The sequence below is a fragment of the Algoriphagus sp. AK58 genome (assembly GCF_014324365.1).
GTDB lineage: Bacteria > Bacteroidota > Bacteroidia > Cytophagales > Cyclobacteriaceae > Algoriphagus.
On the sequence record NZ_QEIG01000009.1, the window covers coordinates 34,215 to 45,228 of the forward strand.

The 11,014-nt window shown below is 44.3% G+C and carries 11 protein-coding genes and 3 tRNA genes; 8 read left to right on the forward strand and 6 right to left on the reverse strand.

Annotated elements, in window-relative coordinates:
* Window positions 1-39: 39 nt before the first annotated feature.
* Entirely contained in the window at window positions 40-693 is a 654-nt protein-coding gene (locus tag DDT91_RS10730; RefSeq protein WP_255502080.1) for an MCP four helix bundle domain-containing protein, read from the forward strand.
* Here the strand turns inward: DDT91_RS10730 and DDT91_RS10735 are convergent.
* The 5 genes from DDT91_RS10735 to DDT91_RS10755 all read right to left on the reverse strand — a co-directional run bounded on the left by DDT91_RS10735 (window position 690) and on the right by DDT91_RS10755 (window position 6,038).
* Window positions 690-1,580 carry a sugar phosphate isomerase/epimerase gene (locus DDT91_RS10735; RefSeq protein WP_187176186.1) on the reverse strand — a complete coding sequence of 297 codons (891 nt, stop codon included), beginning with the start codon at window positions 1,578-1,580 and terminating at the stop codon, window positions 690-692. The genes DDT91_RS10730 and DDT91_RS10735 overlap by 4 nt on opposite strands.
* A gap of 64 nt (window positions 1,581-1,644) precedes the next feature.
* On the reverse strand, window positions 1,645-2,199 hold the full coding sequence (locus DDT91_RS10740; protein WP_187176197.1) for a gluconate 2-dehydrogenase subunit 3 family protein: 555 nt from the start codon (window positions 2,197-2,199) through the stop codon (window positions 1,645-1,647).
* 21 nt (window positions 2,200-2,220) lie between these two features.
* Complete coding sequence (locus DDT91_RS10745) at window positions 2,221-3,900, reverse strand: GMC oxidoreductase (protein WP_187176187.1); 1,680 nt, start codon at window positions 3,898-3,900, stop codon at window positions 2,221-2,223.
* Between the two features lie 25 nt (window positions 3,901-3,925).
* Entirely contained in the window at window positions 3,926-4,798 is an 873-nt protein-coding gene (locus tag DDT91_RS10750; protein ID WP_187176188.1) for a hydroxypyruvate isomerase family protein, read from the reverse strand.
* A gap of 13 nt (window positions 4,799-4,811) precedes the next feature.
* Window positions 4,812-6,038 carry a nucleoside permease gene (locus tag DDT91_RS10755; RefSeq protein ID WP_187176189.1) on the reverse strand — a complete coding sequence of 409 codons (1,227 nt, stop codon included), beginning with the start codon at window positions 6,036-6,038 and terminating at the stop codon, window positions 4,812-4,814.
* Between the two features lie 245 nt (window positions 6,039-6,283).
* Between DDT91_RS10755 and DDT91_RS10760 the strand changes: the two genes are divergently transcribed.
* Genes DDT91_RS10760 through DDT91_RS10775 form a run of 4 tightly spaced genes read left to right on the forward strand, consistent with a single transcriptional unit; the run spans window position 6,284 to window position 9,732 of the window.
* A complete protein-coding gene (locus DDT91_RS10760; RefSeq protein WP_187176190.1) occupies window positions 6,284-7,453 on the forward strand; it encodes a Gfo/Idh/MocA family protein in 1,170 nt (389 codons plus the stop codon).
* Between the two features lie 33 nt (window positions 7,454-7,486).
* The gene (locus DDT91_RS10765; protein ID WP_187176191.1) at window positions 7,487-8,539 is read left to right on the forward strand and encodes a sugar phosphate isomerase/epimerase; all 1,053 of its coding nucleotides are present in this window, start codon (window positions 7,487-7,489) and stop codon (window positions 8,537-8,539) included.
* 20 nt (window positions 8,540-8,559) lie between these two features.
* Complete coding sequence (locus tag DDT91_RS10770) at window positions 8,560-8,985, forward strand: c-type cytochrome (protein WP_187176192.1); 426 nt, start codon at window positions 8,560-8,562, stop codon at window positions 8,983-8,985.
* 6 nt (window positions 8,986-8,991) lie between these two features.
* Window positions 8,992-9,732 (forward strand): DUF1080 domain-containing protein, encoded by a 741-nt coding sequence (locus DDT91_RS10775; protein ID WP_187176193.1) that lies wholly within the window; start codon window positions 8,992-8,994, stop codon window positions 9,730-9,732.
* Window positions 9,733-9,768: 36 nt separating this feature from the next.
* Here the strand turns inward: DDT91_RS10775 and DDT91_RS10780 are convergent, their stop codons facing one another.
* The gene (locus tag DDT91_RS10780; protein ID WP_370539313.1) at window positions 9,769-10,353 is read right to left on the reverse strand and encodes a hypothetical protein; all 585 of its coding nucleotides are present in this window, start codon (window positions 10,351-10,353) and stop codon (window positions 9,769-9,771) included.
* Between the two features lie 228 nt (window positions 10,354-10,581).
* Between DDT91_RS10780 and DDT91_RS10785 the strand changes: the two genes are divergently transcribed.
* The 3 genes from DDT91_RS10785 (at window position 10,582) to DDT91_RS10795 (ending at window position 10,866) form a co-directional block, all read left to right on the forward strand.
* Window positions 10,582-10,654, forward strand: a tRNA-Lys gene (locus DDT91_RS10785).
* A 36-nt stretch (window positions 10,655-10,690) separates the two neighbouring features.
* Window positions 10,691-10,764: transfer RNA gene (locus tag DDT91_RS10790), tRNA-Pro, on the forward strand.
* A gap of 28 nt (window positions 10,765-10,792) precedes the next feature.
* Window positions 10,793-10,866: transfer RNA gene (locus DDT91_RS10795), tRNA-Arg, on the forward strand.
* Window positions 10,867-11,014 lie beyond the last annotated feature (148 nt).

Below are 11,014 nucleotides of genomic sequence, written 5' to 3' on the forward strand. Positions count from 1 at the left end.
TACTTAGAAAAAACGCCTTAGTTAGAAATACTCACCTTAATGAGAAATCCCGTGCTGAAAAGAAGAAAAGTAAGAGCTTTTATTATTATCGGAATCCTGTTGCTCATGCTGTACGGGAAAAATCTCTTGGAAAGGCAATCTTTCAGAAGCATCAGCAGTACTTTTACCGAGGTCTACAATGACAGGCTGGTGGTAGAAGGGCATATTTTCAAGATTTCAGAAAAGCTTTTTAAGATTCAGAAGCTCGTCGATCATTGTGATTTAACTTATGATTACTCTAGAGTGATTGAGGAGATCTCAAATCACGAAAAAGAGATCTTGGCTATTGTGGCCGAATTTGAAGCTACCAACCTGACAGATCAGGAAGCGACTTACCTGTCTGATTTCAAAAGGATCATCCAAAATGATCTTAATATCAAAAACTATAATCTCCTCTACACAGACTCTTCGGGTGTCAATACCGATCAGGTTAAGGTCTATGATCAAAAAATTACTCGGGCACAGCAAGATTTGGACAATCTTAGCAAAATCCAATTGGAAGAGGGTGAAAAATTGATCAGCAAAGCCAAGGTTCTAATCAATCGCTCCCAGATTTGGGCTCAATTTGAAGTGGCTCTGCTGATCATTATGGTGGTAGTGATGTTTCTCCTTCTTTTTAGAAAGTCGGAAGCCAGTGATCAGGAAATGATCTAAAATTCCAAAGCAGCCAAGTATTGAGCATTGGCTTGGGCGGCCTCCATGGGTGTACCTGTTGGGAATCTTTCCTGTTCAATGATGAAATATTCCATACCTAATTCTTTGGATTGTTTGATTAGGTCTGCATAAGGGATTTCACCTTTGCCAAGCAAAACCCCACGCTGATGAGGATCTCCCGTACCAGCCTCGGCATCTTTTACATGGCAAAGTCTGAATCTGCCGGGGTATTTAGCCAAATATTCGCTGGTATTTACATTGGCGACATGGGACCAATAGATATCCAGCTCAAAATCCACCAAAGCGGGATCCGTTTCATTCATCAAGACATCTTGTGGGATTTGGCCTTCCTGCTCTACGAACGTGTAGTCGTGATTGTGGTAGGCAAACTTTATCCCGAATGGCTTCAGTTTTTCACCGATTTGGTTGAACTGAGTGGCCATTTTACGGTAATCTTCCAGTGATTTTTGAGGACCTATCCAAGGGCAAATGAGGTATTTGATGCCTACTTCGGCAGCCTGCTGGGCCTGTGCTTCCAGGTTTTCAAATACATTGCAATGAGAAGCGACCATTTCTACTCCGATTTCGCTCATCAAGGCTTTGAATTCTGCAGGTTGCATTCCCCAAAGGATACCTTTCCCTCCGTCAAATCCCTCAAATTGCTTATATCCATATCCCGCCAGAGAACGCATGGTGGCAACAGGATCTATGGCCATATCTTCTTTTACAGAATAGAGCTGAATTCCAAATCTGTCCAGTTTGGATTTTGGTGTTTCTACCAGTGACTCTTCCTTTTTGGGTGCTGCGCAAAATTGAAGTGGCATAAACGCTGCGCCCATACCAAGCATAGTGCTCATCTGAATAAATTTTCTTCGTTGGTTTTTCATAGGTGGATTGAATGAAAATGCCTGCCCAAGTGAGGGGCAGGCAAGAGTTTATTTTGCTTGTTGATCAGCCAGTATACGCTCGATCTCCTTTTTTGTAGTCGACACAAGGGTCAAATCTGCCCGGAGTCTCCACATAGCGAAGTGCTTGGGTAGCGCCGATTTCAGAAGTGAAATAGCCAAGTACTGTCAGATCTCTCAGCATATTGATTACGATTGGCTGTCTTTCTTCTCCACTAGCTTTGAATTTTTCCTGCATAGCGTTGAGGAAAGCCAGTCGGTCTTCTGCAGCAGCCTCCATGAAGTCAGTTCCTTTTTCGGTCTTGAAATCTTTTCGAAGGGTATTCAGTCCGTCGATAAAGGCTTTTTGCTGATCTGCATCGTAGCAATCTTTCACCATCATCTGCATAAATTCTCCGATTTTGGTAGCCTTGGCTCCGGGAGTATCAGTAGTCGGGATGATGGTTTCTCCGATTTCATCCAAAAACGCCAAATCATCCGGAGTGAAATTCAGGTCTTTGATCTGAGTGTCCGGTGCGCAGCCGGTCAAAATAGCGGTGGCACCGATCATAGTACCTCCCATCATGAGTACGACGCTTTTCAAAGCATCTCTTCTGTTCATTACTGTCATGTCCTAGTCAGATTAGAGGTTTTTCTTTTTCAATTCTTCCACTGCAAAAGCTGCTGCTCTTGCGGTCAGCGCCATGTAAGTCAACGATGGGTTTTGAGCTGCTGCCGAAGTCATGCAAGCGCCATCGGTTACAAATACGTTTTTCGCATCCCAAACCTGATTGTTACCATTCAGGACTGAGGTTTTTGGGTCGCGTCCCATACGGGCAGTTCCCATTTCGTGGATACCTTGACCGAAAGTGTAACCTGCGTCAAATGTTTTCACATTTTTGAATCCAGCCACTTCCAGCATTTCTGCCGCATCAGCCATCATGTCCTTACGCATGTTAATTTCATTTTGCTTGATTTCAGCGTTCATCACCAATGCTTCCATACCCCACTTGTCTTTGACTGTATCCGAAAGTTTGATGGTGTTTTCGTGGTAAGGAAGGATCTCGCCAAATGCGGTGATGCCCATAGACCATGGTCCTGGCTCGGTCAACGCATCCTTCATAGGAGCACCAAAGCCTAACTCGGCTACATCACGGCTCCAGCCGCTTCGGCTTGCACCCCCCTGATAGCCAAACCCTCTGAGATAATCCCGCTTGTCACCATTGATATTTCTGAATCTTGGGATATATAGTCCTGTTGGTCTTCTTCCGAAGTAATATTTGTCTTCAAAACCCTCATAGGTACCATTAGCTCCCAATCGGAAATGGTGATCCATCACATTATGACCCAATTCACCTGAACTTGATCCCAATCCTCCTGGCCAAATGTCGGTGGCAGTTCTCATCAGGATCGCAGTAGAATTGAAAGCAGAGGCACATAGGAAGATGATCTTGGCATCGTACTCTATGGTCTGATTGGTTTCTGCATCAAGTACTTCTACGCCAGTCGCCTTTTGGGTGTCTTTGTCATAGATCAATCTACGAACAATGGACCAAGGTCTCAAGGTTAAATTGCCGGTGGCTTGTGCTGCCGGTAAAGTAGAAGCCTGTGTGCTGAAGTACCCACCGAAAGGACAACCCAAGGAGCACTTATTTCTGTACTGACAGCCTGGGCGACCGGGAAGAGGCTGTGTGATATTGGCAGGACGTCCGATCGTCCAGGTTCTTGCGCCTTTGTAATGTTCTTTGATCTTGGCAGCACCTGCTTCTTCCACACAATTCATTGGCATAGGCGGTTGGAATTCTCCGTCAGGCAGGATCTCTAATCCATCCTTGGAACCGGAAACCCCGATAAATTTCTCCACATAGGAATACCAAGGTGCTAAGTCTTTGTAACGAATAGGCCAGTCCACTGCAATACCTTCTTTGGCATTAGCTTCAAAATCAATCTCAGACCATCTGTAGGACTGACGGCCCCAAAGTAAGGAGCGACCACCCACTTGATATCCTCTAAACCAAGTGAAAGGTTTCTCTTCTACATAAGGAGAGTCACTTTCATGTGCCCACCAGTCCAAGTTGAGCTCATTGAGAACATAGTCTCTTTTCAGATTGGGGTGGTTGTTAAGGTGTTCTTGGGTTCTTCTTCCTCTGTGAGGAACTTCCCAAGGTGCCAGAGTAGCCGATTTGTAGTCTTTCACGTGCTCGACCATTGGGCCTCTCTCCAGGAGCAATACTTTCAGCCCCTTCTCCGTCAGCTCTTTAGCGGCCCATCCGCCGCTAATCCCTGACCCAACTACGATTGCGTCAAACGCTTCATTTGCCATAGGTTATGGTATTTGGTTTAATTAGTTACACATCACATACTTGAACAGCCTGAGCCAATGCAGCCAGTTTGTCCTCAGATTTTGGAATGAATTCATGGGAAACATAACCTTTATAGCCAGTTGCCACGATGGCTCTCATGACTGCGGGGTAGTTGATTTCCTGATTTTCGTCCAGTTCATTTCTGCCAGGATTACCCGCGGTGTGGTAGTGGCCGAAATACTGATGATTGGTTTGGATACTACGAATGATATCTCCCTCATCGATTTGCATGTGGTAAATGTCAAAAAGCAGCTTGAAATTTTCACTTCCGACCATTTTGCAAAGCTCTACTCCCCAAGGTGAGAGGTCACACATATAGTCTTTGTGATTCACTTTGCTATTCAACAGTTCCATCTGGATGATGACTCCATGCTTTTCAGCCACGCTCATGATTTTTTTCAATCCCTCTGCACAGTTTTTCATGCCGGTTTCATCGTCCATCCCATTACGGTTTCCTGAGAAACAGATCAGGTTTTTGTACCCGTATTTAGCTACCTGCGGAATCAGTTCCGTGTAGTTTTTGATCAGTTGTTCATGGTATTGAGGATCGTTCCATCCTTTTGGAATTCCCAGCTCGGCCCCATTACACATGGAACATTCCACACCGTGTTTTTTTAAGGTGTCCCAACCTTGAGGTCCGACTAGGTCGATGGCATTGAATCCGATTTTCTTGACGGCAACACACAGTTCATCCAAATTCAGAGAAGGCATGGTCCAAGCACAAACGCCGTGATTGATGTTGCCTTTGAGCTTTAGAGGCTGCATTTCTTTGAAGTCTAAGGAGGTAAGGGATCCCACAGCAGCACTGCCGAGGATCACTTTTTTGAAGGAAGCACGTCTGCCCGAATCGAATGTCATGGTTAGGTTGGGTTTAGGTTTGAGGGTTGATTTTCTCGGTTTTGAAAAATGAGATGAAAAATAGCAAAACCAAAATGGAAATCCCAGCAGGAATTAACCAAATTGACTTCCAGTCGTGATTTCCTGCCAGATCAAGGTAATGGTTAGAGATGAGTCCAGCCGCCCAAAAGCCTATCAACATACCTACTCCATAGGTAGCGAGAGTGATGAGTCCCTGTGCTGAAGACTTGAATTTTTCCCCTGCGTGGTAATCGGTGTAGATCTGACCGCTTACAAAAAAGAAGTCATAGCAGATTCCGTGAAGGACAATTCCCAAGAGGAGCATCCATACTCCAGAGCCTGCATCACCCATGGCAAATAGACCATATCGCACTGCCCAGGCCAACATGGCTACTATCAGGGTTTTCTTCAACCCAAATCGGGAAAAGAAAACGGGTAAAGCCAGCATAAATAATACCTCGGAAACCTGCCCTAAAGCCATTTTTCCCGTGGAGTTTTCTACTCCGATTTCGGTCAAAAAAGGACTGGCATTCTGGTAATAAAATGCCAAAGGGATGCAAATGAGGATGGATGACAGGAAAAAAATCGCATAGTTTTTATGTTTCAGCATGGCCAACGCATCCAGCCCAAGCACTTCGGAAAGCTTGAAAGTGTCTGATCTTGTGGCACGTGGAGGAGTAGAAGGCAATGTGAAGCTATAAATGCCCAATGCTATGGAAACAAAAGCAGCCATAAGCCAGGTGTTTCTAAGTAATCCTTCGGCCATTCCTGCCTGACTATCCCATGCCAAATAGGAAATCAACATTCCTGCTGCCACCCATCCGATCGTGCCCCAAACCCGAATCACGGAAAATTCCTTTTCAGGATTAGTCATTTGATTAAAGGAGATGGAATTGACCAGTGCAAGCGTGGGCATAAAAAGGATCATATAGGCCAAAATCAATGGAAAGAATCCCGCAAAATCCACTGAGTTGTAAAGAAGATACATCAATCCTGCTCCCACTAGGTGAATGACTCCGAGTATCTTTTGTGCATGGAAATATCGATCGGCAATCAATCCCACTATAAAAGGAGCGATAATCGCCCCAAAAGATTGAGTTGAAAATGCCAAAGAAATATCCTGATCCTGAGCCTTGAGATTAGTTCCAAGAAAAGTCCCCATGGTGACGTACCAAGAGCCCCAAACAAAAAATTCCAAAAACATCATGAGAGAAAGGCGAAACTTGATCGGGAATGGCATAGGTGATTTTGGGTTAGAAAAATGTGATTTTAGCACTTGAGATTTAGAATTTGGGGTTTTTACTCTATTTTAAGCATCTCATTTGAGAATCCTAAGAAAGGGGCGAAAAAGTTTTGGCAAAGCCACTCATAACCCAATGATGCAACTGATCATAAACCCTCTTCCTTTGCGGATGAATCCCCGAAATTTCGACCAAAACTGAAAATTTGAAAACTCAATTAACCTATAAACTAATCATTTGACCTATGTCAGCAGCTAAAAAACTGAAACTCGGCCTCGTGGGCGGCGGACCGGGGTCCTTCATCGGAGCCATCCACCTCAATGGTGCTCTGATGGACGGAATGTTTGAATTGGTGTGTGGAGCTTTTAGCTCCAATCCGGCTAAATCCATGCAAAAGGGGGAAGAACTCATGCTCGATCCTGCCAGAGTCTATGGCAGTTACGATGAAATGTATGAGAAAGAGTCCCAACTGCCGGAATCGGAACGTATGGATGTGGTGGCGATCGTTACACCAAACAACGTCCATTTCGATCCCACTGTAAAAGCGCTAAAGCATGGGTTTCATGTGGCCTTGGACAAACCCTTGACTTTGAATTACCAAGAAGCAAAAGAGCTTTATCATATCGTCAAGAATTCCGACCGAAGATTTTTACTGACTCACACCTACACCGGTTATCCCATGATCAAGCAGGCTAAGCAAATGGTCATGGACGGTAAATTGGGAAATGTCCGCAAAGTATATGTGGAATATCCTCAAGGTTGGCTTTACAAACTTCTCGAAACAGAAAACAATAAGCAGGCAGAATGGAGAACCGATCCCAACAGAAATGGATTGGCTGGCTGTATGGGAGATATCGGAACTCACGCCTTTAATATGGTGGAGTACGTGACTGGGTTAAAGGTTTCCCATATCTGTGCTGACCTTTATATCAAAATCGAAGGACGCCCAATCGATGACGATGGAGTGGTGTTGCTTCGATTTGAGAATGGTGCCTCAGGGGTCTTGATGGCTTCACAAACCGACACAGGATGTGAAAACAACCTAAAGATTCGGGTTTATGGAGAAAAAGGAGGCTTGGAGTGGGAGCAGGAATTAAACAATACACTCATTTTCAGAGAACCAACTGGCCCGGCGCAAGTTTATAGGGCAGGTACCGGTTATCTGGGTTCTTTGGCGCAAGAAAATACACGAACGCCAGCAGGACATCCTGAAGGCTACATCGAAGCATTTGCTAATTTGTACCGAAATTTTGCCCGATGCATTTATGCAGACCGTGCAGGCCAAAAGCCGAAGTGGGAATGGGAGGATTATCCTGGCATAGAGGACGGAATCCGGGGCATGGCTTTTATTGACCATGTGCTTCGCAGTACCAAGTCGGATCTGAAATGGACTCCTTTTATTGTAGAAAAATAACTTTTACTCAAACTATTTAAACCCATAAACCATATGAAAACCATTAAAGGACCTGCTATTTTCCTTGCGCAGTTTGCGGATGATAAAGCGCCTTTCAACAATCTTAAAAATATCAGTCATTATATGGCTGATTTGGGATACAAGGCTGTTCAGATTCCTTCTTGGGATTCTCGGATGATTGATTTGCAAAAGGCTGCCGAAAGCAAAACCTACGCAGACGAAATCAAAGGAATCGTGGCGGACGCAGGAATGGAGATTTCTGAGCTTTCCACTCACCTACAGGGACAATTGGTGGCCGTGCATCCTGCATACAATGAACTATTCGATGGCTTTGCCCCTGCCAATTTGAAGGGGGATCTCAAAGGGAAATCCGAATGGGCTACCAAGCAATTGAAGTATGCTGCCAAAGCTTCTGCCAACTTAGGTCTTAACGCGCATGCTACGTTTTCAGGAGCCCTGATGTGGCATACCGTGTATCCTTGGCCTCAGCGTCCTGCAGGTTTGGTGGAGACAGGTTTTACCGAGTTGGGGAAAAGATGGAAGCCTATCCTCGATGCGTTCGACGAAGTAGGTGTGGATGTGTGCTATGAGCTTCATCCGGGAGAAGATCTGCATGATGGCATTACCTTCGAAATGTTTTTGGACAAAGTGGGTGGGCATAAGAGAGCAAACATTCTTTATGATCCAAGCCATTTCGTACTTCAGTGTCTGGATTATCTCCAGTTTATCGATTTCTACCATGAGCGCATCAAAATGTTCCATGTGAAGGATGCAGAATTCAATCCGACAGGGAAGCAAGGTGTCTATGGTGGATTCCAGGGCTGGGTAGAAAGAGCCGGAAGATTCAGATCTTTGGGTGATGGTCAGGTTGATTTTGCAGGAATATTTAGCAAACTTTCGCAGTACAATTACAGTGGTTGGGCTGTGTTGGAATGGGAATGCGCCATTAAACATCCTGAGCAGGGTGCAGCCGAAGGTGCTCCTTTCATCGCCTCACACATTATACGAGTGACAGAGAAGGCTTTTGATGATTTTGCAGGTACTGGTGCAGATGAAGCGTTCAACAGAAAAGTATTAGGAATTTGAATACCCAAACTAAATAAACAATGAAAATTACAAAACCATTAAACCTAGCCCTGCTGGCAGTGGCAGGACTTACTTTCGCCTGTGGAGGTGGAGAAAAAGCAGCAGAAACGACAGCTGAAACTTCAGCTCCTGCAGCAGCACCGGCCCAGGAAGTCAGTCTTGAGGACAAGTACAAAGACGATCCTATTTACATTAAAGGTCTTGAGAAAGTAAAAGGGTCAGATTGTACTTCTTGCCACATGGTAGATCGCAAGATTGTAGGACCGTCTTATGCAGAGGTGGCGGCTAAGTACGAAAGCACAGAGGAAAATATCACCATGCTTGCGCAAAAAGTGATTGCCGGTGGCGTTGGAGTTTGGGGTGAAGTGCCTATGCCTGCCCATCCAGGTCTGAGTGAAGAAGATGCAAAAGACATGGTTCGCTATGTATTGCTTTTGAAAAAGTAAAAATCGATGAATAGACAAAAAATTACGATTTGGGCAGTGGCAGGCTTATTAGTAGCCTGCTCCGCGCCCAAAACTGAAGAAACCGCAAGTGCAGATTCGACAGCCGTAGTCGCCCCTGTTGAAGAGTGGATTTCACTTTTTGACGGCCAGACTTTTAATGGATGGTCAAAATATGGTGGTGGAGAAGTTGGCAAAGCTTGGAAAATTGAAAATGGCGAACTTTATCTTGATGCGGCAAACAAAGCAGGTTGGCAAACCGGTGACGGTGGAGATATTGTGACCAATGAGGAATTTGAAAATTTCCATTTTAAATACGAGTGGAAAATTGCGCCAAATGGTAACAGCGGTGTGATTTTTTTGGTGCACGAGTCTCCTGAATTTCAATACCCTTGGCAGACCGGTCCAGAGATGCAGGTATTGGACAATGCAGGACATCCTGATGCCAAAATCGTAAGTCACCGGGCAGGAGATTTATATGATCTAATCGTCAGCAGTGAAGAGACGGTGAAGCCTGCTGGAGAGTGGAACCAAGCTGAAATTATCGTCAACCAAGGTAAACTTGATTTTTACCTCAATGGGGTAAATATCGTTTCCACCCAGCTTTTCACCCCTGAATGGGAAGCGCTGATTGCAAAAAGCAAGTTTAAAGATATGCCGGGCTTTGGTAAGTATAAGAAAGGTAAAATAGCCCTTCAGGATCACGGAGATGTGGTACATTACCGAAACCTGATGATTAAAAAACTATAACATGAAAGAGGCTTCGAATATCCGAAGCCTCTTTTTTTATAACCTGGTCACATTCTCTTTTTTGATATAGGCTATTTGGTCTTTCCATTCTATTTCATACCAGACATCCTTTGAAGATCGGATTTTTACACGATGACCAGGTTCGACCAAATCAACCGGCACTCCCCCGGCTGTAGGCTTAGTCATAATCAAGGTAGGGCTGGAAGTAACCAACGCTGTATTGGGGCCTTTCAAAAAATTATTGGTCATGAAAATCACCGAAATTAGAATTACAGAAGGCCAATAAAATCTTGCTTCGGTAAGCTTGTTCCCTTTGGACCATAAAAAGATCAATGACATGATCAAAAACAAAGTGAGTGAACCCACAATGATTTCTCGGTATTCTACCAAGAAAAGGACAAATCTCATTCCGTCGCTGACTTCATAACCTACCAGTTCAGATTGTCCAGTAAGGGTTTTGATTTTGGAAATAGTCTGAGGGTTTGGACTCAGGTCGTAATACTTACTCAGGTATAAGGTGGCTTTTTCACTATCTCCAATTCCTTCAGAGATGAAGGCCATTTTCAGCAGCATGGATGGGGAATAAACGCCTAATTGGAAGTTGACTTGATAGATTTCCATAGCTTCTTTATAGCTTCTTTGATTAAATAAAGAATCTGCTACCAAAAGCTGGGGTACATTTGCCTGACAATGAATACTTTGTAAAAAGAGGATAAAAAATATAGAAAGTTTTGCAAGAAAGATTGATTTGAGGCTTTGCATTTAGAATTCAGAGTCATAAATTTGCAGTCCAATTACGGCAATGATCTGGCAAAAAGCAAGCTCAGGGAGTCAATTTGGAAGATTTAAGATTCCGTAGCTCAGCTGGTAGAGCAATACACTTTTAATGTATGGGTCCTGGGTTCGAATCCCAGCGGGATCACAAGTTTAACTTGTAAGGAGTTAAAAATTAAAGTTTCGGGGTGTAGCGTAGCCCGGTATCGCGCCACATTTGGGATGTGGAGGTCGTAGGTTCGAATCCTGCCACCCCGACTTAATTATAACTAGAAGTAGTTATCCAGGTCCGCTAGCTCAGCTGGATAGAGCAACTGCCTTCTAAGCAGTAGGTCTTAGGTTCGAATCCTAAGCGGATCACAAAAAAATGAGCGGAATTCGTTCCGCTTTTTATTTATAAGGCCGATTCCGTAGCTCAGCTGGTAGAGCATCCCGATTTTATCGGGAGGGTTCAGAGTTCGAGTTCAGTAGCAAAAGCAAAAGAGCTTTTCCTAATTAAAAATAAAAG